Below are 22876 nucleotides of genomic sequence, written 5' to 3' on the forward strand. Positions count from 1 at the left end.
TTTTCTTATTCGATGCTTTGTCTGACAACTTTAGTTCTGCCTGCCTGTGTCCTTGCCTGTACATTGGCATCATACATCGCTTCACACTGGATGGCCGGCATGACAAAGTCACCTGAATACGTTGCCTGCAACCGGACGGTAAATGTTTTGGCTTGTCCCTGTTGCAAATTAAAGTAAGTCAGTATCCGGTCATCGCGGATATCCTGATAGCTATAAGGAGCAGAAGTGGTAATCTGTCCTGCCATTCGTTCATTGAAAATCTCCCATCCGGCAGGGATGATGTGTGTTAATGCCAGATTTGTATAATCGGTTGTACCGCTGGTATTGGCAACAGTTACCACTGCCATAAAATTTGTTCCTTGATGCAGAGAATGCGTATCTATCGGTGAACCGTTATTATCAACGTACTTTACACTTATCCGCAGGTTATTGGCTATCGGAGGCAGTGTGTCGTTCAGTAATTGGGTCCGTGTGATCAGGTCTGCATTCAAAGCTCCTTTTCCATTGTTTTTCAGAATTACCTTTCCTTCACGTGATGAAGTGGAAATAAGTGTCTCGTATACTGCTTTTGCTGATTTTACTGCCGGTTGCTGTTTTCCGTTCAGTGTCCAACTGAAATCCAATGTGCCGGACAACTTTTCTGCCAGACGTCCCATTGCCATCAGTGAGAAAGCGGTGGACTGTGTACTGAACCACGTCTCTCTTGTCAGATTATGTGAAACGATTTTAGCTTGTTCCATGGCTTCGCGCTGACGATTCATTAGCAATAGCGTTTCAAGTATCATTGCTTCGTCCCGGTCGGATGAACCATATACATAATTATTCGATGAATAGGGTTCTACAGTCGTTTTTGCACTGAATACCAGTTCGCCGGCTGCTTTTTCTTTACCGTTGAGTGCATAAGCGGCTGCCAAACGCCATTTGGCTTGTTGCGAAAGTGTAGGCAGTTCTTTCATGCGGTTCATTGCTCCATGTTCTGGTGCTCCGGCCATGGCCAATGTATAGAGGCGGAAGGCCTGCTGGAAATCTGCCTGCCAATACCACCAGCTCTGTTCTTGGGCAACGGGTTGCCAGTTTTGGGCTGCTGCCCGTTGGAAACGTTTCCATTTGTTCAGTACATTACTGTTTACTGCATAACCCTTTTCTTGTGCCAGTACCAGGAACATACCGGCATAGGAGGTGATCCACTCGTCTGCCGAGGCATTTCCGGGCCAATAAACGAAACCTCCGTTCGGTAGCTGGCGTCCGTATAACTGACGGATAGCTTCCTGTACATTGACTTTTATCTTTTCCGATTCTTCGTTGTCTACTGTTTTGAACTGGCTGATAAATAGCAAAGGGAGAGCTTTAGAGGTTAATTGTTCCGTACAGTTGTGCTGATAATTGTAGAGAAAGTCAAAACGGCGGCTGATGTCGACAGACGGAATACGTGAGACTTCGAGCTGTATACTGTTTCCTTCCGAGCCACTGCTTAACTGATAATTGAGTTCTTCGCTCTTTCCGGTTTCCACCCATTGGCTTTCACGCAGGGTGACCACCGGATTCGGATTACGAACCTCTATCTCAATGGTCTCTTTGGTGTTTTGTCCGTTTCCGTTGGCAGTAAGATGAATGGTGGCTTTTCCGGTTTTCGTACCTGTCTTTAACTTGAAAAAGATCAGGCGGTCACCCGTTTGAGTGAAGGTAAGCGTTTGTTGCTTGTTACCTGTCACTTGTGTTCCTGCACCGGAAGCTTGTATGGATACGTTGACGTTCTTTACATTGTTTTCCAATGCAAATACGTTGACTGGTACTTCAATCTCTTCATTGGTGCTCAAAACTCGTGGCAATGTTGAAAGAATCATCAAAGGGGTACGTACCGGAACTGTCTTTTCGGCATTTCCGTATGCTCCGTCCTGACCTGCTACTATCATAGCACGGACAGAACCTACATACATGGGTAAAGTGATTTGGTGCGTACGGCTTTTCCCCTTACCGATACTGAAAGGACCGATAAATTTCACAACAGGTTTGAAGCGATTCGCTTTTTGGTCCGATGGCTTCAGTGTCTCGTCACCACCTGTGCTGAACATTGATCCATAGCTTCCTGCCGTGGCTCCTAATACATCGTCGTACATATCCCACGTACGGATTCCCAATGCTTCGCGGGCATAAAAATTATTCCAGGGATCCGGTGTCTTGAAATTGGTCAAGTCTAATAGACCGTCATCTACAATGGCAAGTGTATATGTCATCGGCCTGCCATGCTTCTCGTTTATGGTAAGGTTGAATGCCTGTTCGGGACGAAGTACTTCCGGCATCTTGATTTGCGGTTCAAGAACGGTTTGCTTGTCGGTCACGAATACCGGCATAATGCCGTACATCCGGATAGGAAGATCGTTCACCGTCTGTGCATGGGGCTGTAGCAAGCTGATATGGAGATAAACATTCGGAGCCATTTCAGGGGTTACCTTAAATTGATATTTAGTGTCTTCTTTCCCTGATACCTCGATCCATTCCCGTTGAATTACAGACGAACCGTTTTCGAGCGTAACCAGGGCCCTTCCACCGGCAGATGCCGGTAATATGGCTGTTACGGTTTCTCCCGGTTCGTAAGAGTCTTTGTCAATGGAAAAAGATAACATTTTGATGCCACTCGGGTCACTCTTATTAGAACGCCCTCGCCAGTCAGGCCAGTCCACGTAGATGGTACCTCCTGTAGCATGTCCGCTTTCACGGTCTTTGACGTAAACCAAATAGCGTCCCCAATCCGGATAATTCACTTTGAAACAGAATTGTCCTTTGCCACCTGTTGTGTTGAGTCTTCCCGTAGCTACGGGGGTGATGGAACTGCTGTTGATGTATGTTTCAAATGATTCGTTGTCGTTTTCCCACCACCAACTCCAACTGATGCGGTATATTTTGTATTCCAGACCGGAACGATTTACCGGCTTTCCGTCGGAGTTGACCGTTACGATATCAAAAATATGCTCTTTGTCTGTTTCGATATATCTGCCTTGTGGCTGGTTCAGATTGATACCCACGTATGACGGGAAAGGAGAGTAGGGAACTGACAGAGTCTGGATACTGGCATCTCCGCCCGGTTCGAATACCTGAGTCGTGATATTGGCACGAAGCATTCCCGGAGCATTCTCAGAGGTCGGAAGTTTCAGCATGAACCCGGTATTACCATTTTCATCCAGGGTACCGTTGAAAATATCGGTTCTTATTGATGTGAATTCTGTTGCCGGATTATTAAAGATGTATGTCTCGTAGTTCTTGAATTGTGTATTGACTTTCGACAGAGACATTTCGACTTTTGCTTTCAGACGCGATGCCGTTGCTCCGGTCAGCCAAGCTGATGAAAGATGTGCTTGTACTTCTTTATCCGCAGCTTTCAGAATCTCTCCGGGCAGTTTCAGGTTTATTTTCAGACGGTTCGGCTTTATGGTCTCTACACGGAGTGATTTGTGGAAAGCGGTACCTCCCACTTTTACATAGGCGTTCCATAATCCGGTGGGATCTTCCGGTTGTGTCGGGACCTTGAATGTATAGAAACCATTCAGCCCATTGGTTGAAATTTGTTTGCTGTAAAATTGTCCTCTTGGATTGTAAAGCTCCAAAGTTACGGGATGTTTATCCGGAATACGTTTGTTACGGTCCTCCAGAACAAACGAGATATGCAAGGTGTCTCCTGGTCGCCATACACCTCTTTCACCGTATACAAATCCTTTCAAGCCTTTTTGGATGTCTTTGCCGCCTACATCAAAACGACTGGTAGACTGCTCTTCTCCATCGGCTACTTTTACATAAGCTTTCTGTTTTTCCGATTCTGCCACTACAATAAAAGGTGTTCCTTTCGTTTCTATTATTGCAAAACCTTCCGCATCTGTCAATGCTTCTCCGATAGGCTGTAACTGGAAGTTGTAGACAATGACTTTAGCTTTTTCTACCGGTTTGGTGTCCAGAATATTGCTTACGGCTATCCAAAGTTTGTTCATCGAATTACGTTTTACGATCATACCTATGTTGGAAGCCAGTACGTTACAAGCTGCTATCCGGTCGGACGTCATATAATAGGACGGATGGCAGGGATTATCCCGTTCATCCCATCGATATTGGCTCCAGTCGGCATTTTCATTCCCGCTGAAGTAATAATATGTTTCCGGTTTGTCCCAGACGGCTTCATCTTCTTCCGAAAGGATATCAGATTTGACCTTGGTCAGAGATTCGGTTTCTTCGGAAAATTGCATTTTCGGATTCTCACCACTGCCGCAAGGATAAGCCGAATATTCCTGCTTGAAGGATAGGATAACACGATAAATAGCACCCGGTTCCTGATGAATCAGGCCTGCCAGGTCGATGGAATAGTTTTCCCATTTATGGAGATCTTTTGAAGGATCTTTACCCAAAAACAGTGTCTTTTTATAAACCAGTCTTCCCGATCGTCTTAGTTCGTTGGCCGAGGACAGTGAGTTATTTTGCATAAACATTAGCACATTGTTCTCAAAAATGCGGATAACCCGTAGGTCTACAGCATACAGACTGACAGCCCGGAAAGGAATTACAAGATTTTTTGAATCGGGAATGATGGCACCTGCAGAAGATATTTCGACTTGAGGTTTCAGGTTCAGTTCGCTGAAAGAGATAGAATGGGAACCGCCCAATGCTTTGCCTTGATTGTTTTTCACTCCTTCATGTATTTTCAGGGTCAGTTTACTGAGATGACCGGCTTCAAAATAAACATTTACCTTATTATCCGTAATCTGGAAAATATAGGATGGAATCTCGGGTATTTCGATTAGACCTTTTAAATCCTGAGTATCAGAAACCGGATCAGAGAAGACGATTTGTATCCCGTTCTCAGGCTGACTGATACGTTCGGCGGAAAGGAAACGGAAGCTGTCTTTGGCAGGAATTGTAATGGACTCACTTTGTTTCCTGTCCATTCCGACAGGTTCCCCGTCTACTGTAATTTTAAGATCGTAATCCTGTTCTTTTCTTTGGATATTACTGATAATGAAACTATATTCTAATGGATTAGATGTGGATCCTATGGTGATTGTAGAGGTACCGTTAGTGGAAAGTATTTTTTCAACTTGTTCTTTAGTTATTTTATCACTAAAACGGATTTCTCCCTTTACGGTTACCTTATCGGGTGAAGAAGAGGCTATTTCCAATGGAGCGGTATGCAGTGTGAAATTACTTTCTTGTACCCGGAAAGAGAAATCGAAAACTTTCAATTTGCTATCCACTTCGACAAAATCGCCTAGTTGGAACGAGCCTTGATATAACTTGCCCGGCTTTAGTTCTCCTTCTTCCGGAAGAAATTCGATGGTGTTATTACTCACCCAATAAGCTTTGCCTTTTAACGATGGAGTAAAACTGAACGGACAGTCTTTCAGTTCATTGTTAAGGTCTACCATTGGTTGATCTTGAGTCAGTTCGATTCGTATGGGAGAAGATTGAGAAATGACTCCACCTGTATAAGCATTGACATAAGGAGCATATTCCGATGACGGAATAATTTCTTTTGCGCTGCGTGTGCAAGCGAACAGTCCTGCGATAATTACTGTAAGAACACAGGAGAATAGAATTAAAAGATTCTTTTTTCCTTTCATAGCAAATAAGCGTTTAGTTTATTATTATTTTGTCAACCAATGATTTATATTTCTTTACTCTGTACTGAATTTCACTTTAGGCTTTAACCAGCTTCCATCTGTCAGTCAAATCGCAGATATTATTACATCTGTATCTCTATCGGAAGTTTACAGGCCAGATCAATCATATATTTTCAAGGTTTATATTCACAAAGATACAATTTATCCTATAAAGAGTTTACTATTTGCACCCTCAAATTTATGCTTCGTATCTTTAGGTTATTCCTCAATAAAATCTGAATGTTCGGAAACGATTCGGACTATTATTACCCGCTTTGTGTTCTCGTTTACCTTAAATCGGTTATCCGTACGTTCTCCTATCAGCCAGGCTATTTGTTCTCCAAAGCATAATATCCATTGCTTTTCTTTTTCACTCAAAGAGAATTTTTTATCCGTCAGGTAGTCACTGACATGTTTTTTACCGGTCATTCCGAAAGGTATAAAAACATCTCCTGGTTTCCACTTGCGTATCTCCCATGTTTTATTTATTTTGTCAGCATCGAAGCAAGCCGTGTTTTTATCTTTTGGAATTATAAATTCAGAAGTATAATCGTACTCTTCCATAACTAACCGGAAAGGTGGCTGGGACTTTTCTGCAGTTGTATCTTCTTCGATTAATAACAGGTCACGGTCTTTTATGACTCTCCATCCTTTACCAAGGAAGGTTTTTCCTGGTTGTCCGTCGAGCGTTTGCCTTATATTATCTATTTGGGTCGTGTTGAATCCTAGCGGGTGTAATACTTCGAATAAAATGGCTTCGGGTACCGGTTCTTGCAGCAAGGCTTCTATCCGGATGCCTTCGGGGGTCAATATACGTTTACGCGCCTCCCCTATACTTTGATTGTATAAAGTTGCTGCGTCATTCAGATAGTTGGTAGTGCGGATGATACTCTCTTTCACCGATGGATTGATCTCTTTCATCAGGGGCAATAAGTTTAAACGAATCTTATTCCGGGTATATTCATCCAAAAGATTGGTGCTGTCCGTTACGTAATCTTGGTCGATATATTGCAGATAGGCTATTATTTCTTCGCGACTCAGGCAAAGTAAAGGGCGAACAATGTTACCGTTTCGTGGACGAATTCCGAGTAATCCGTTGATACCCGTACCGCGAATCAGGTTCAACAATACGGTTTCTACACTGTCATCTTTATGATGCGCTGTTGCGATAACACTGGCTTCACGTTGTCTCCTAAGCGTTTCGAACCATTCATAACGTAATTCCCGGGCAGCCATCTCAATAGAAATATGTTTCTTTGCGGCGTATTGGGTTGTATCGAAATGTTCTATGTGTAAAAGAACCCCTGATTCATGGCATAATCGGCGCACAAAAGCTTCGTCTCTGTCCGATTCTTTATCCCGCAAATGGAAATTGCAGTGAGCAGCTTCGCAGGTATACCCCATTGATAGCAGGAGACGTAGCAATGCCACAGAGTCGGCCCCTCCGCTTAATGTCACCAATACCTTGTCATTCAGACAAAACAGCTTCTCTTTTTCGATGTATTGTGCTACTCTATTTTGTATCATATTGCAAAGATAATAGTTTTGCTAATAATGATAAGAAATCTTCCTTATTTAAAAACAATCTAAATAATTTGCATGCCCCAAAGTTATGAATTATCTTTGCGGAAAATTTTGAGGTACACACACTATGCGATTGTCCGAATTAAAAACAGGTGAGAAAGGAGTCATTGTAAAAGTTTTGGGACACGGTGGCTTCCGTAAACGAATTGTGGAGATGGGCTTTATCAAAGGTAAAACCGTAGAAGTATTGCTTAATGCTCCATTGAAAGACCCGATCAAATACAAAATAATGGGTTATGAAATCTCTCTGCGACGACAGGAGGCTGATATGATTGAGATTATCAGCGAGCAGGAGGCAAAGTCACAAACACAGGAGGCTGCTTATCATCAGGGGCTTACTGAAGATATCGATGTGAAGGAGGAAGACTTGAAACGGGTTGCTCTTGGAAAGCGACGCACGATTAATGTGGCGTTGGTCGGTAACCCGAATTGCGGTAAAACGTCTCTCTTCAATCTGGCTTCAGGTGCTCACGAACATGTGGGTAATTATAGTGGTGTGACGGTAGATGCTAAAGAAGGGTATTTTGATTTCCAGGGTTATCACTTCAAAATAGTTGATTTGCCGGGTACTTATTCTTTGTCTGCCTATACTCCCGAAGAAATTTATGTGCGCCGTCATATTATCGACGAGACACCTGATGTGATTATCAATGTGGTTGATTCTTCAAATCTGGAGCGTAACCTCTATCTCACTACCCAGCTTATTGATATGAATGTACGTATGGTAGTGGCTCTTAACATGTATGATGAACTGGAAGCCAGTGGTAATACGCTTGACTATCTCCTGTTAGGAAAGTTGTTCGGAGTTCCGATGGTGCCTACTGTCTGTAAAAGGAATATCGGTGTGGACCGTCTTTTTCATGTAGTCATCAACCTTTATGAAGGTGCCGACTTTATTGATAAAAAAGGGCATATACATCCGGAGGTGGCAAAGGAAATTATGGATTGGCACCAGTCCTTACCCAATTTTAAAGACCATGGTGAACATCCGGCTGATTATACCCATGGCAAAGAACCGGTGGGTAAAGTGTTCCGCCATATTCATATCAATCATGGACCCGATTTGGAGAAAGCCATTGATGCAGTGAAAGAGGAGATTTCGAAGAACGAGTTTATCCGTCACAAGTATTCTACTCGTTATCTTGCTATCAAGTTATTGGAGAATGATCCGGAAATAGAACGTTTTATTCATACTCTGCCCAATGCTGTGGAAGTAGAAAAGAAGCGGGATAAAGCAGCCCGTCGCATTCAGGAGACGATGAATGAAGATAGTGAGTCGGCTTTGACTGATGCCAAATATGGTTTTATCAGTGGTGCTCTGAAAGAGACTTTTACCGATAACCACCTGGAGCAGGAACAGACAACTAAGGTGCTCGACTCTATTGTAACCCATCGCATTTGGGGATATCCCATCTTCTTTCTTTTTATGTATCTGATGTTCGAAGGTACCTTTGTGATCGGTGAATATCCGATGATGGGTATCGAATGGCTTGTTGAGGCACTGGGGAATCTGATCAGGGATAATATGTCTGAAGGTCCGCTGAAGGATCTGATGATTGATGGTATTATTGGTGGAGTAGGAGGAGTTATCGTCTTTTTGCCTAATATCCTGATATTATATTTTTGTATTTCTTTGATGGAGGATTCGGGCTATATGGCTCGTGCAGCTTTTATTATGGATAAGATCATGCACAAGATGGGGTTGCATGGCAAGTCGTTCATTCCTTTGATTATGGGTTTCGGTTGTAATGTACCTGCTATTATGGCTTCGCGTACTATTGAAAACCGAAAGAGCCGTTTGATTACCATGCTTGTTAATCCATTGATGTCATGTAGTGCCCGTTTGCCTATCTATTTGTTATTGGTCGGTGCTTTTTTTCCAAAGAATGGTAGCTTGGTCCTATTGGCTATTTATGCTATCGGCATTGCATTGGCAGTTATCATGGCGCGTCTGTTCAGTCGTTTTCTGGTCAAAGGGGATGATACTCCGTTTGTGATGGAGCTCCCTCCTTATCGCATGCCGACCATGAAATCCATCTTCCGCCATACATGGGAGAAAGGTGCGCAATACCTTAAAAAGATGGGAGGAATCATCATGATTGCTTCTATCATTATCTGGTTCTTGGGGTATTATCCCGATCACGATGCTTATCCTACCCAGGCAGAACAGCAGGAAAATTCTTATATTGGTCAAATCGGTCAGGCAGTGGAGCCTGTGCTCAAACCGTTGGGCTTCGACTGGAAGCTGAGTATCGGTTTGCTCTCCGGTGTCGGTGCCAAAGAATTGGTGGTAAGTACACTTGGCGTACTCTATACAAATGATGCCGATGCCGATGTAGTCAGTTTGGCCGAACGAATTCCGATTACACCGCTTGCGGCATTTAGCTATATGCTGTTTGTGTTAATCTACTTCCCGTGCATTGCCACGTTGGTAGCCATCAAGCAGGAATCCGGTAGTTGGAAGTGGGCTATCTTCACGGCAGGATATACCACGGCGTTGGCATGGCTTGTTTCATTTGCCGTCTATCAGATAGGAGGAATGTTTTTATGAATTGGCAGGAATGGGTAGTCGGGCTACTGATTGTATTGTGCGTAGCCCGTATTCTTTATGGTATTTATCTTTTTTTTCGTCGTGTGAAGGAAAATGATAACCCTTGTGCGAGTTGTGCAAGTGGCTGTGAATTAAAGGATATGATGGAAAAGAAGCAGAAGGAGTGCTCGTCCAAGAAAAAGAATACAAAGAAAAATTGTTGCAGATAGTTTGGTAGTTTCAAAATTTGTACTACCTTTGCAACCGCAAACGAGAAACAAGGTTCCTTGGATGAGTGGCTTAGTCAGCGGTCTGCAAAACCGTGTACGGCGGTTCGAATCCGCCAGGAACCTCAAGCAAAGCTCCGAAACTACTGATAATAAAGGGTTTCGGAGTTTCTTGTTTTTGAGGGGGCGCAAATAGGGACGCAATTATGTTATTTCTACAAGTTCGAGAACATCACTACTGGAACGCTGATTATAGAAAAGAACTATATTGTTATCAGTACTTTTCAAGGAACTCTTATAAATAATCCCATCTATTTTTTTTCCATTAGGTAATCTATGAATATATCGCAGGTACTCTGTGAATACTTGAGAAGGTATGTAATCTATGTGAATACGGTCATCTCTTTCTATTCGTTTCGTAATTTCCCGATTAAATGAATGTAGAAATTCGATGCCTTCCCAATCTTTTCCTATCCAGAAGCTTGGTTTTGGGAGCTTAGTCAAATCTAGAACTATCAAATTCTTTTTTAGATTGAATTTTCCTATAACATATTTTCCTGTACCTTCTCCATCTGGACTACTTTCAACTATTGCTGTCTTTTTGTCAAAGGCTCCATAAAACATAGATATGCCTGCTGGACTCATACGGCTTTGCTTTGCCTTATTATCTGGTGAAGATGTTATTTCATCAAATTTATTAACGGTTTCTCCTTCGTTAATAAATCTGCATCTATATAACTCTGTACCAGCACTAATGTTTGAGTAGAGATTGTGTGCAGTAATTTTGGCTCCCAATTCAGTAAGAATATCCATCAAGCCATTGTCATTTGAAACTTCCTCTCCCGTAAATTCTGGTCTTTTGAAGAAAGTGAACCGTTGTTCATGCTTTACCATTCTTTGGAATGTCTTCCACATAAATGATAGTTCTTGACTTTCAGACATCATATAAGGTGTATGCTGTATCCATTCATCATTTATAAAGCAGCTTTCCATATCGTTATCGAGTACTTCACTATCTGTAGTTAAGTTTATATCATAGAAAAGTTCTTTTGTACTTTCATAATTATGGGCAAAGGAAGGGGTCACATAGCATCCTACACGCTGAAACCCAGGGATTCTTTCTTTGTCATCGTCAAAAAATGAACTTGCTAAATACAAGCCTTCATCACTTGGATTGCCATAATAGGACATAATCTTATCGACTATATACCCCATTAAATGGTTTAAGTCAATAACTTTTTTCTTTTTACCGCAATAGCTACATGTTCCTGATATTGAATTTTTATTAATGTATTGTTTCAAATAGGAATCATCAAAGTGATTTGCACAAACATATTTTTCTTTCAATTCGGGAAGGCTATATCCCCGTTCTTGACTTTCTATCCAATCTTGTTTAATTCGTCCCATATTGTATTAATATAATGTAATATGGCAAAAGTAATTTTATTTTCGGAAGATTCAAACGATTAGTGAATTAACTTATTCTGGACAGCCTGCTTGAATGCTAAATTAAGGTGGTTACTTTCGCTTAGCAAGGTTTTCTCGATTAATACTACAAAGTATTCGCCCTGGAATTGAAAATGCCGTAGCCGGCTTAAAAAATGACTTTGTCAAGAAATCAAAAAAGCTCCACTATCTTTTAGTTATTCTTTGGCAATTGGGCTATATAGCATACCTACCAAGATATAGGTCAGTATGGCGTTGGGTTGTTATTAGCATAGCATTTCCTTTAGAAGCGTCAGCATACCACTGCATATACAGTGCTTCTTTCTTTCTGGTAAGACTACCAAAGCCCATAATAGCCAGATTGTAGTGTCTGGTCACTGCATATGATAGTTCTTCATAGGTCTACTCAATAGGAGCGAGGACTATCACGTACCATTCTTTACGCTTGTTCTACAAAGTTTCGATATTACGATTGCACTTTCTCCTTCTCAGTAGTGCTTCGGTTGCGTATTCCACCATTTACAAAGGAAGCGTAATAGCCACGACCATAATTCTGGAAGAAGTGTACATTGGGCTCAACGTTTCAACTATTAATGAATAGTGATTCATCTACAATACACTAAGGTATTCTATTTCACCCAAGGGGTACACTATATAGGGGGTTATCTATATTGTCAATACTTCACTGTATATTGTGTTATAATATAGGGTTACTTTTCTAACTTATTAAGAGATACTAATTATTCCATAAATTACCCCGTAGTAGGGGTAAATTGAAGCTCTCCGAGCGACTTTTCCGAATAAGGAATTTTTCAATATCTTTTTTGAAGTCGTTTATATTATACGAATGACGGTCATAGTATTTATCCAATACTTTGAGGATTGAGGTATAGGCTTTGCTTCTTGCGCTTTTAATATCTTTAGGCTCTTTTTTATCTTGAGAACGTAAATCTCGATACTCCTCGACAAAACACTCAAATCCTAACTGCTCTAATCCAGCTATAATATACTTATCCTTTGTTGTAGGTTTTGCATTACTATAATCCAACTGATTGTAGAAAACAAATTTTCCGACTTCTCTTGTCCAGAACTCATACAAATCATAGTAATTATCAATTAGGTCTCCAATGGTTTCTATATGCCCCATTTGATGACTTTGAAAAGAACTGTGAAAATTGAGTGTAAACTCTATCCTTAGCATATTATTCCCGCACTTTCGCATTCGGGCAAAGGCTTCATCTCTTCGCTCTCTTTTCTTCCAATGGGAATTCTTTGCAATCTCTATGTCTTTGGCATAGAGTTTCACTCTTTTGTTTTCATTCTTCTGCTTACCTTTTGTTTTAAAATAGAGTGTTCCTTGGTCTATACATTTATCATCTCGTTTTAGTGACGAATATGCAACCACCATATGAAGTATCTCTTTGGCAGGATAGCTCATGTTAATATTTGCCCCTATCTCACATTGAGTAAATTCAGCTTTGCGAATTTCTTCATAGGAAATATTAAAATCTTTAGCTAAATTGCGAATAGTCTGTTCAAATTTATCTTTGGTTAGGTCGTTAAAAGTCGCTTTATGGTAGGCTCGCTTGCGAAGGCTTCCAACAATATTTACAGTATTAGTTCCTTTGGCGTGAGCAACCTTTAACGAATGTTTGTCAAACTTCGTCTTGTTAGCAAGTCGATAATTGCCGTATTCCTTTTTATCTGGATGTTCAAATACTTCTTCAGAGGTTTCTCTGCAATTATCAAAATTCCCCGAAAAGTCTTTCAATGTTATTTTTATACTATCTATCATTAGCCATATTTTAACAGCTTCAAAGATAGTTGTTTTTGTATTAGAACTCAACTTTCACCGTTTGTTCTTCAATAGATTTTGCTTTGGATTTCTTTTTAACCCAAGTTCCTTTCTTGGAACTGTAATAGATTCCGTTCTTTTTAAGTACTTTATCGAAAGCCTTTTGAGATTCTTCGTCTTCCATTCCTGTGCAATTCCAGTCTGTCTCATCGTCCCAACCTGTGCTTGAATTGAAATAGTCATTCAAGTCAACTACTATTTCGCTATCTGTTTTCTCGATATTATTTGAATTGGATTTTTCCAAATATTTATCAATTTCTGATGCTAATCCTTTGGTGTTGGTTTTTATCGTGGCAAATAAAGAATTACTGATATTCGTAATGTTTGCCGATAAATATGAATTAAAATCATCAACATATTGAAGATATATTGTGACATTATTGGCATTCTTTTTTTTGTCGTTTTTGTTTGCTCCTTCTGTAATTTTATCAACAACATTGTTGAATTTGACAATCATAGTTTTCTCTGTTTCTGTTTTGCCAGTGGAAATGTCTATCTTATAGTTATCGAAAGGAGACTTTGAAGGTAAAGTTGTTTGAACCTTTGATAATAAATTTCCATTCTTGTTGAAAGATGGTAGAAAGGGGGAAATAATGGCGATTAATAAGCCGATAGCTATAATGCCCCAAAGTATATTTTCTTTCTTCATTGTCATTTTCTGTATAAATCATTAATGGTTTTTCCTGTGGAATTGTGAATGAGTGGAGCATTATCCTTTTCTTTCAGCCTTTCTTGTTCTTCTCTCATATTTGCACGTAATTTTTCCTCTTCAAAGATTTCTTTTCGTCTATATGCATCGGATGGCTGCAATGCCATGATAAGCAATGCAATGAAAATGATTAGAGTAAATATTCCCCATGTCCCAAATACATACTCTAAAAATCCAGAAAGATTACAAATTATGAAAGATAAAAATGTCCAACCCCCAAAGCTACGCATTTTAGATGAAGCAGCCCAACCGATTATGAAATGGGGGAGCAGGGCTATCAATAGAATGATTGCTACAAATGATATTACATCCATAAATATAATATTGAAGTTCTTCATAAGCAACCGATAGAAGAGTTATTCAAAGAAGAAGTGGGCTGCCGTCCATTTCCAGTAAGGTATCGCCAAACACCTGCACGCAGATAGACGAACAACCCACCCTATGATGAGTCATTCGTACCAAAGCGTGCACTTTTTAGGTTTAAATTGGCGATTTTAACTGGAAAGGCACTTCTTATTTTCAAAATCACGTTCCGAAGAACGCTACAAAGATAATAAGACTTTTCGTCTCTACATGCTATCTTATTCTGTTTTTCTACATAAGCATAATCTTTCTACGGTTTGTTTTTACGTGGAGTTCGCTTTTTGCTCGTTAATAATTCCTTGACTTGAAACAGGTCTACCTTTTGTGCGGAATATTCAGCAAGACTTGAACTCCATTTGGTATAACGTTCGGTTGTTTTCGTACTACTGTGTCCCATATAATTTTTAAGGTCATTCAGTGGTATACCTTGTATAATTGCCAGAGTGGCAAAAGTTCTTCTTGAGGAATGGAAAGTGATATGTTTGTCTATATTCGCTTTCTTGGCAAGTTCTCTCAAAGTCTTATTTATCAGTTCCTGTGGATATGTATGAAAGATTTTTTTGTTACGTTCAACATTATCAATATTCCCTTCAGGTGCATACATTAAAACTTCTTCTGCCAATGGGAATATTGGTACGGATACACACTTTTTTGTTTTAATTGCTACAAAGCTCAGAATAATCGGTGAGCGTTCTACATCCAAATCCCCCCATTTGACCGCCAAAGCATCTCCAATTCTTATCCCTGTGACACAAGAGAATAAGTACATCAATAAAACTCTATATTCGATTGACTTCTCTTTTACTTTGTTAATCAAACAAAACATTCTCCTTAATTCATCAATTTCAAGAAATATATTATTTTCCTTATCGTTTGGAATGGCTAAATCAAGTGTCTTATACGGATTCTTAATTGGAATCCTCAAATCTTCTATATATCGGATAACTGCTCTGATATGCTTGATTCGATTACGCCTGCTTCCTTCTACAGTTCCTTTGTGGTTCTCAGTTCCTCTCTTAATAAGGTATTTGTCAAAATCATCAAGTAGCTTCTTACTGATATCTATAATTCGTATCTCTTGACGAAATTCTTTAAGCGACCTCAATGTGGTCTGGTAGGTATTCCAAGTACTTTCTTGGATTTTACCTATTTCCCTCTTTTTTGATATGTATTCTTCAAAGTAATAATAGAAAGATTGGTTTTCTGATTGATTATATTTTTTCTGTTTCCCAGAAACAATCTCTTTTAGTAGCTCCTTAGTAATTTCAACCCCATTTACTTCGGCATTGCGAACTTCTTTCTTGATACGATTCACTTCCTCTTGAAGTATAATATCTAAACCGTCAGAATTTAATATACGCTGTCCTACCTCGTCCCATTGCTCTGGAGAACAATTGATACCTAATGAGAACTTCGGTTCTTTCTTATCTATTCTTTGAAATCGTATGCAAATGGGCATTTTGCCATCCTTCTTTTTTTTATCAACACGCAGGTATAATGTTGGTTCTTGTATTTTGATAGCCATATTTTTACATTTTTCTGCTAAAATAGACATTATTACTTAATTTTCACCGGAGAAAGTACTAATATCTTTTGCTGATTCTTTTGCAATGGAGAGGTCATATTTCAAATATCGCTGTGTCATATTGACTGACTTATGACCCAAATACTTTGATATTTTATATATATCGACATTGTCTATTACAAGCAGCGTCGCAAACGTGTGGCGGCTTGAATGGTAGGTTATGTGCTTGTCAATTCCTGCAAGTTTTGCCTCCTTGCGTAATGCTTGATTAACGGTAGGTTCTGCAAAATTATAGAAGACTTTTTCATCGCTACCAATCAGCTTACCATTATTTGACCTTTCCATTAATATATCACGAGCCATTGGAAATAATGGTGTTATTACCTCTGTTTTTGTCTTAATCATCATTCTTCGGATAAGACAGTTTGCAAAGTCAATATCTTTCCATCTTAAATCCATCGTATCAGAAAAACGTAAACCGCAGAAGCAAGAGAACTGATACATCTTTAGTATTTTGTATTCTTTGGAGCTTTTGTCAAAACGTTCTGTATACTCCATGATGGTGTGTAACTCTGACTTATCAAGGTATACTTCCTTTACCTCCGAACTGGGAATTTTAAACCATCGATAAGGATTATCAACTGGTATATTATGCTTTTGTATATCAAGAATGACCGTTCTAAAGTTCTTGTGCTTGGGATTTCTACCACCTGGCGAGTTACCATTCACTTCTCGCATGTGGTCGTCGAATTGCTCAATGAATGATAATGATATGTCACTGATTCGGAATTCGGCTTTGAATTCTTTCAGTACATTAAACGTGGTCATGTAGACACGGATAGTTTCTGGATTTAAACCTTCTTTGCGCTTGCGTTCTACAAATTCAAGATAGTAATCATAGAACGAACTGTTTTCAGGTTTTATTTTCTTCTTTCCTGAATAATAGTCTCTCACCAAATCCAACGTCAATTCCTGCCCGTCTGCCAATAAACGGTTTATGTATAGGTCTAACTCCAATACCTTCTTATTAAGCTGTATTAGCAATGCTTTATTCTTTGGCTCATTTTTTTTTATGTCCCAATGCTCTTTCCATACATCAAGATTTGTAGGAAACTTGGTATCTTTGAATCCAACCCGTACTCTTAGATAAATTGGATATTTGCCATTTCGCTTTACTGGCTTATCAGTTCTTATGCATTTGCAAATAGAGTATTCTGCCATTATTGTTAATAATTTATCTGGTTCACAAGAGCTAAGTTAGCTGGCATCTTCCAAACGGCAAAATATTTCCTTGCTTTTTAATTAAAAACCGTATATTTTGTAAAATATATTATTGTTTTTGTCTTCTAAATTGTGATAATCTAAATTTTCTGTAGTGATTCTGGTTATAATCTCTTTCGTATTTTTCGTTACTTCATGCAAATCTTCTATAGAAGGGGCAATAAATGGTATTTTCTTTATATAATTAGAAGAATTATTTGTAGATGAATTGATTGTTCTGATGAGTATGTTGCAAGTAGGAGAATTGAAAAATGCCAGTAGGTAGTATAAGAAATTTTCGTTTTTAGGAAATACTCCAACGATAGATTGGTCAAACAATCTATTATTAATTAAAGCGGCTGTTATAGAAGATGAACTAACCATAGGTATACCAATGCCTTGCTTGAAATAAAAACTCGAATTTTGATATCGAGATTTTTTATTTGTAATATAGTGATTTACATTTTCTTTGGTCCAAGACATAAACCACATATCGCTTTTCCAATATTTAGTATTTCCACCTTTGACTATCGGTACATAATACTTGCCATTTGCCAATCCCATTAAGTCCCGATAAGAACAGTTGTATTGAACTTTGTTACAATCAACAAGCTCATAGTGTTTGCTATTTTTTATGTCCCTGTTTAGAACTTTTAAAAAACTCTTATCATCACCAGAGTAAAACCCTGTTGCACAATCGCATATATCACCAATACACACGTTGTTGTTATTTATGCAATTTAACACATGTTCATTTGGGTTAATCACGAATGAATAATCACGATTGGTAAATATCTGATTTTGAGATAAGCTTACTTTGGAAATATTAGATAAATTGTTTTTAAGTAATTCGTCTACAGATTTGAAATTACTATATATATTGAATTTGTTGTTAAGATTTTCTTCTATGATTGAATTCTTTTTTAAAGAAATTATCATTAAATTAGCATATCCAAAATTTACATTAGGAAAAAATGAAGAAGGGAATAAAGAGATTTCTGTTATCATTGTATTGGTAAGAATGTACTTTCTTACTTGTTTATGCATATGTACATTTAGCCATGTATCTGGAATGATAAAAGATAATTTTCCTCCTTCCTTTAGTAGGTTTATACTATGAATTAGAAATAATGTGTAGCTCTCTTTGGCATACAATCCATTAAATTTGTCTTTTAGTTGTTTTCTTTCTTCAATTTCACGCCATGCTCCATATGGTGGATTGGCTATTATGGCATCATAAACTCCTCCTTTTACGATATAATCATCTAATGTTGTATCTTTTAAATAATCAGTTTGTCTAATTTGGATGCTTTTGCTTTTTCTATATTTTTGGAGAAGCATTTTTACGGAATCAATACTTAACTCCAAAGCATCTATTGAAATATTAGGGAATAGATTGATTATGCTGTCTATAAATACACCATCTCCAGCACAGGGTTCTAAAATACGTTCAGAACCATTCAAATTTAGTAACTTAGTCATATAAGTCACTATTGAATTTGATTTTGTATAATAAGCTTGATATTTTCGTTGATTTTCTACCATGTGAGATATTGTAATAAATTATTTATCCTCAGATGGGCTACGAAATCTTGAGATAAATCGTTTTCCCAATCTATGTTATTATCTATCCATTCTTTTATATTATATCCAGAATACTTATATATTTCAACATAAGTATCTGCACCAGAATAAGCGTTCCAAATACCACTATTTTTTAATGTGTTGAAATAATTGTTATTTTCCATTGATCGAACAAATAGCAATGGGTTGTAGTTGTCATTTAAATCATGATAAATTTGAGCTACCAGTAACAGTCTATTTGTATTTCCTTTTTCATTGGAACCAAATCCACTCTTAAAATCCACTACATATTTTTCTATTCCGATTTTAAAATGTAAGTCCAAGTTCATTTGAATTTCTCCAGATGTAACCATTTCCCATACAGCTAGATATGAATTTATAAGGCTTTCTTTTTTATTGTCTAAGATATCTAGTTCATTTATTTTGTTAGTAAACTCACTTGTCACTCTATTTTTTATATCAGAGAAAGAAGGGGGAGTAAACAACTCTAAGTCATTTATTGGATATTCAAATGCAAGCTTACAGAATGGCTCCCATAATTCACCTATCCTTCTTGAAAATGCCATATATTCATATGCCCAAACTGAATTTCGAGTTTCAAGCATGACAACATAATTGCAGTATGTTATCATTAATATACACTCTAAAAGCTCTATTTTAGTCCAGTTTTCCTCTGCTGCTTTCTTCTTTGTTGCTAAAATAAGTTCTTCTTTGCATGATACTAATTTTGAATTTAGTATTTTTGCTTTGCCTTTATGGTCTAATTTCTGATTCAATATACTTTTTAAGTTTTCAGATTCACTACGAAAATAAGTCATCAACTCATTTTTTGCATTTCTAGTATTCCTTGTTATATCCATTGTGAATAGGTATTAATTCTATTCGCAAAGATACACATTTTATCAGAATCATGAAATTTAGTGCTTAAATAGCTTTATGATAAACCTATCTACAATATTCATTCATTATTCATGAGCTAAGTTAGATGGCATTTTCCAAACGGCAAAATCTTTTGGGAAATTTCGATAAGAAAAAAGCTAAAATTTAACATTGCCATTGTTTTTCAGTGGCAAAACGGGGGCGCAAACAGGGGCGCACTATTTTGAGTTCTCCAAATCTTAATCTTTCATTGGATTTTCGAGGTATTTGTAACTTACTAAATTCCATTGGTATAAAATTCAATATGCTGATTGTCAGTAACACAAGTCTTCCGCCAGGAACCTCTTAAAAAAAACTCTTGTAACTAACTGAATTTCAGTATATGTTACAAGAGTTTTTTCTTTTTAGGATTAGAAGGGGCTCACCGTAAAAATCTTGACTATGTTCCTCCCTTCAGGCATACTCGCTTACTTTGATTTAGTCAATCATGTCTCCTGAGCAACTTGCTTCATCCTCTTCCTTGAGGATACTCTTAGGCAATTGTTGGCTAGAAGCCGGTATCTACTGTTCAAGGCACCGGGCAAGTGGACGGACAGCCAAAAACGGAGGGCTGGAATCCTGTTCAAGCAATTCCCGGATATAAAGGCCGTGTGTTATTATGCGTTAAGATTGGGAAAGATTTTTACTGATTATATAGACAAGGATGTGGCGTGTGCCAAAAACTTAGAGGTGGGTGTTAAGAATAGAACTTTTATAATGGAAGTGTGCTGTATCTAAGTACTTTTTAGTAGTTTTGCATAATAATGAAATCGAGAAATAAAATCTCTCTTTTAAGCAATAGATAGGATATATGAAACATATCTTCAATAAGGAACAATGCCAAAAAGCAACATTCATTCTTGAAAGCCCTTTGGCTAAACTGTCGGAACTTTACTCAAGCGAGATAAAAGACTTGGCTGTTGTATGGTGCTATTATTCGGGGAGAATAGAGGGTAATACCTATACCTATGTTGAAACAGAAGCATTGCTTAAAGACGGCATCACTTCCGAAAAAAAATATGAAGATGCTAAAATGCTGAAAAATCTATATAATACATTCATTTCCGAACTGGAATATATTCATCAAGAGAAAAATAAGGAGATTATAGATGAACGTACTCTTTTCAGACTTCATCAATCTATTTTCACAGGTTTGGTTTCTAATGAGGAATCAGGCTTTTTAAGGACACGTGCAGTTAGGATCAGCGGTACTGATTATGCTCCTCCAAAAGATTTGCAAGAAATAAAAAGTAAATTGGGAGAGATATTATATGAGCAAGATGTTTATACTAATCCATTGGAAAAGGCAGTTTTCTTACATTGTAATATTGCACGGCTGCAACCTTTTATAGATGGGAATAAAAGAACTTCTCGCATGATAGAAAGTGTTGTCATGATGAATGCTGATATTATTCCTGTATATTCAGCAAAAGATGCTGATATTTTGAATTACAGGAAAGGGTTGATTCGATTTTATGAAACGGGGGATTACACTAAGTATTCTGACTACTTTCTAAATAGGCAGTTGGAACGCATTAAAGAAATAGATATATAATTTAAATCAAGACTAATTTAGTCGAATGTAAGAACTGTATTTGCTAATTTCCTTGATAATCAATGATTTTAGGAAAATTTTAAAAAAACGCCAGGAACCTCTTAAAGAAAAGGGAGTAAAGGATCATATCTGAATTCGGGATCGTCCCTAAATTTTGAGGGATTATTTTATTATGCATGAGTCATAGCTACAATTCACTTTACAATTACCTCTGCTTACTCTATTCACAACCTACTTATGAAGATAAGAAGGATAAACAAAAGATATTTCGACTGTATAACGATTTGTTTTCTGAGCAAAAATAATATCCGAATGCTTATCCGTGTGCTATAATGGGTGACGGATAATACCAATGCGGTCTTGTTACTTGATGAAGAAGACTCTACACGTTATATCGTTTATGCAGAGCCGAAAAAATAATATCTTTTTACCATCTACTTTATCTATATAGGTACCAGTTCTTATTTCAGCTTTTCCAAGAAAAAAACTCTATTTATGCTTATGCTATTTGCATGTGCTGATTGTTTTCTTATTGCCAAACGTTACTTGCAGATTATTTTAGTATTCACTCTGGAGTGGATGTCCCGATATGTACTGATTTTAGTGGTATAGATGCTTGATTTTTGATGTGCGAATTGGGGTACTTTATAAGTTCTTACCGTTTAAATCCATATAAATTTAGGTTTTTCCCTATAAGTAATTATAGAATTCACAGATCAGGTATGATTTTCCTGCTTTACTTTTGTTGCAAACCTAAAAAAAACATCATGAAAAAGATTTTATTTATTCTATTTACAGTTCAGTTTATTCTGATCCCTCGGATAACAGGAAGTTATGGTGCAAATTCTATCGGAAATAATCATGGACATTCGGTAACTAATCAAGGAAAGAAAACCATCAAGAAAGACATCTTTGGAGATACTGTCATTGAGGACAATCACGGTAATAGGAAAACCATTAAGAAAGATATCTTTGGAGATACTGTCATTGAGGACAATCGCGGTAATAGGAAAACTATCAAGAAAGACATTTTTGGAGATACTGTCATTGAGGACAATCGCGGTAATAGGAAAACTATCAAGAAAGACATTTTTGGAGATACTGTCATTGAGAACAATTGCGGTAATAGGAAAACCATTAAGAAAGACATCTTTGGAGATACTGTCATTGAGGACAATCGTGGTAATAGGAAAAGCATCAAAAAAGATATCTTTGGAAATACTGTCATTGAAAATAATAAAGGTTATAAAAAGACCATTAAGACAGATATATTCGGTAATAAAATAATCGAAGATAATCATGGGAAAAAGCAAATTATTAAAAAAGATATATTCGGGAATGTTATTATTGAGAATTACTAAGGCATCTATCTAAGTATGATAAAGAGCAGGACTTGCAGTGTGGACTTATGCTCAGAATCAAAAACATTTTTTATATAATATCAACAACAATAGACTGATAATGACACGGACTATGGAGTATTACTGTTAACTGCTTCTCAGCGTGAGGATGACGAGGAAAAGAAAGAAAATCCGATACCGGAAAATTTTGTTTTTTACAATTGAACCTGAGGCCGTAGCATTGGCTGCAAGTGAATTTTGTCAATCTTGTGGATTCTTCTAATATGTCTGTTTTTTTATATGTTAGCTTCGAAAATTAGACTGAGTCAGTTTAAAAATGG

Annotated in this window: 14 protein-coding genes and 1 tRNA gene; 5 read left to right on the forward strand and 10 right to left on the reverse strand. The window is 37.8% G+C overall.

The genetic code is table 11. The annotated features are described in order from the left end of the window. Positions 1–5 precede the first annotated feature (5 nt). Complete coding sequence (locus BSHG_RS11330) at positions 6–5600, reverse strand: alpha-2-macroglobulin family protein (RefSeq protein WP_008659134.1); 5595 nt, start codon at positions 5598–5600, stop codon at positions 6–8. Positions 5601–5858: 258 nt separating this feature from the next. Then, complete coding sequence (tilS, locus tag BSHG_RS11325) at positions 5859–7166, reverse strand: tRNA lysidine(34) synthetase TilS (protein WP_005795493.1); 1308 nt, start codon at positions 7164–7166, stop codon at positions 5859–5861. Positions 7167–7290: 124 nt separating this feature from the next. Between tilS and feoB the strand changes: the two genes are divergently transcribed. From feoB to BSHG_RS11310, 3 genes are all read left to right on the forward strand, one after another. After that, positions 7291–9774: a ferrous iron transport protein B gene (gene feoB, locus BSHG_RS11320; protein ID WP_005795491.1), complete on the forward strand. Its 2484-nt coding sequence runs from the start codon at positions 7291–7293 to the stop codon at positions 9772–9774. Beyond that, positions 9771–9983, forward strand: a complete 213-nt coding sequence (locus BSHG_RS11315) for a hypothetical protein (RefSeq protein ID WP_005786141.1) — start codon at positions 9771–9773, stop codon at positions 9981–9983. The genes feoB and BSHG_RS11315 overlap by 4 nt, the downstream gene beginning before the upstream one ends. Before the next feature lie 51 nt (positions 9984–10034). Then, positions 10035–10106: transfer RNA gene (locus tag BSHG_RS11310), tRNA-Cys, on the forward strand. Between the two features lie 78 nt (positions 10107–10184). On the opposite strand, the gene BSHG_RS11305 is transcribed toward BSHG_RS11310, so the two are convergent. The 8 genes from BSHG_RS11305 to BSHG_RS11270 all read right to left on the reverse strand — a co-directional run bounded on the left by BSHG_RS11305 (position 10185) and on the right by BSHG_RS11270 (position 19582). Next, positions 10185–11387, reverse strand: a complete 1203-nt coding sequence (locus tag BSHG_RS11305; RefSeq protein WP_008659135.1) for a HEPN-associated N-terminal domain-containing protein — start codon at positions 11385–11387, stop codon at positions 10185–10187. 775 nt (positions 11388–12162) lie between these two features. Then, on the reverse strand, positions 12163–13221 hold the full coding sequence (locus BSHG_RS11300; RefSeq protein ID WP_008659136.1) for a hypothetical protein: 1059 nt from the start codon (positions 13219–13221) through the stop codon (positions 12163–12165). Between the two features lie 40 nt (positions 13222–13261). Beyond that, positions 13262–13930 (reverse strand): hypothetical protein, encoded by a 669-nt coding sequence (locus tag BSHG_RS11295; RefSeq protein ID WP_032497376.1) that lies wholly within the window; start codon positions 13928–13930, stop codon positions 13262–13264. Between the two features lie 2 nt (positions 13931–13932). Further along, complete coding sequence (locus tag BSHG_RS11290) at positions 13933–14304, reverse strand: hypothetical protein (RefSeq protein WP_155267956.1); 372 nt, start codon at positions 14302–14304, stop codon at positions 13933–13935. A 299-nt stretch (positions 14305–14603) separates the two neighbouring features. Continuing rightward, the gene (locus BSHG_RS11285; protein WP_008659139.1) at positions 14604–15878 is read right to left on the reverse strand and encodes a site-specific integrase; all 1275 of its coding nucleotides are present in this window, start codon (positions 15876–15878) and stop codon (positions 14604–14606) included. Between the two features lie 36 nt (positions 15879–15914). Then, entirely contained in the window at positions 15915–17099 is a 1185-nt protein-coding gene (locus tag BSHG_RS11280) for a site-specific integrase (protein ID WP_008659140.1), read from the reverse strand. An 81-nt stretch (positions 17100–17180) separates the two neighbouring features. Next, the gene (locus tag BSHG_RS11275; protein ID WP_008659142.1) at positions 17181–18683 is read right to left on the reverse strand and encodes an Eco57I restriction-modification methylase domain-containing protein; all 1503 of its coding nucleotides are present in this window, start codon (positions 18681–18683) and stop codon (positions 17181–17183) included. Further along, a complete protein-coding gene (locus BSHG_RS11270; RefSeq protein ID WP_008659145.1) occupies positions 18677–19582 on the reverse strand; it encodes a hypothetical protein in 906 nt (301 codons plus the stop codon). Before BSHG_RS11270 ends, BSHG_RS11275 begins: the two co-directional genes overlap by 7 nt. 869 nt (positions 19583–20451) lie before the next feature. Between BSHG_RS11270 and BSHG_RS11265 the strand changes: the two genes are divergently transcribed. Next, complete coding sequence (locus tag BSHG_RS11265; protein ID WP_008659146.1) at positions 20452–21195, forward strand: Fic family protein; 744 nt, start codon at positions 20452–20454, stop codon at positions 21193–21195. A 767-nt stretch (positions 21196–21962) separates the two neighbouring features. Further along, positions 21963–22556: a hypothetical protein gene (locus BSHG_RS11260; RefSeq protein ID WP_009291886.1), complete on the forward strand. Its 594-nt coding sequence runs from the start codon at positions 21963–21965 to the stop codon at positions 22554–22556. Positions 22557–22876: the final 320 nt, after the last annotated feature.

Source organism: Bacteroides sp. 3_2_5, from assembly GCF_000159855.2.
GTDB classification, from domain to species: domain Bacteria; phylum Bacteroidota; class Bacteroidia; order Bacteroidales; family Bacteroidaceae; genus Bacteroides; species Bacteroides fragilis.

What these genes read in the sequence shown, in the direction of transcription:
- BSHG_RS11330 (WP_008659134.1), bottom strand. Translation starts at nt 5,600, where the DNA reads ATGAAAGGAAAAAAGAATCTTTTAATTCTATTCTCCTGTGTTCTTACA.
- tilS (WP_005795493.1), bottom strand. Translation starts at nt 7,166, where the DNA reads ATGATACAAAATAGAGTAGCACAATACATCGAAAAAGAGAAGCTGTTT.
- feoB (WP_005795491.1), top strand. Translation starts at nt 7,291, where the DNA reads ATGCGATTGTCCGAATTAAAAACAGGTGAGAAAGGAGTCATTGTAAAA.
- BSHG_RS11315 (WP_005786141.1), top strand. Translation starts at nt 9,771, where the DNA reads ATGAATTGGCAGGAATGGGTAGTCGGGCTACTGATTGTATTGTGCGTA.
- BSHG_RS11305 (WP_008659135.1), bottom strand. Translation starts at nt 11,387, where the DNA reads ATGGGACGAATTAAACAAGATTGGATAGAAAGTCAAGAACGGGGATAT.
- BSHG_RS11300 (WP_008659136.1), bottom strand. Translation starts at nt 13,221, where the DNA reads ATGATAGATAGTATAAAAATAACATTGAAAGACTTTTCGGGGAATTTT.
- BSHG_RS11295 (WP_032497376.1), bottom strand. Translation starts at nt 13,930, where the DNA reads ATGAAGAAAGAAAATATACTTTGGGGCATTATAGCTATCGGCTTATTA.
- BSHG_RS11290 (WP_155267956.1), bottom strand. Translation starts at nt 14,304, where the DNA reads ATGGATGTAATATCATTTGTAGCAATCATTCTATTGATAGCCCTGCTC.
- BSHG_RS11285 (WP_008659139.1), bottom strand. Translation starts at nt 15,878, where the DNA reads ATGGCTATCAAAATACAAGAACCAACATTATACCTGCGTGTTGATAAA.
- BSHG_RS11280 (WP_008659140.1), bottom strand. Translation starts at nt 17,099, where the DNA reads ATGGCAGAATACTCTATTTGCAAATGCATAAGAACTGATAAGCCAGTA.
- BSHG_RS11275 (WP_008659142.1), bottom strand. Translation starts at nt 18,683, where the DNA reads ATGGTAGAAAATCAACGAAAATATCAAGCTTATTATACAAAATCAAAT.
- BSHG_RS11270 (WP_008659145.1), bottom strand. Translation starts at nt 19,582, where the DNA reads ATGGATATAACAAGGAATACTAGAAATGCAAAAAATGAGTTGATGACT.
- BSHG_RS11265 (WP_008659146.1), top strand. Translation starts at nt 20,452, where the DNA reads ATGAAACATATCTTCAATAAGGAACAATGCCAAAAAGCAACATTCATT.
- BSHG_RS11260 (WP_009291886.1), top strand. Translation starts at nt 21,963, where the DNA reads ATGAAAAAGATTTTATTTATTCTATTTACAGTTCAGTTTATTCTGATC.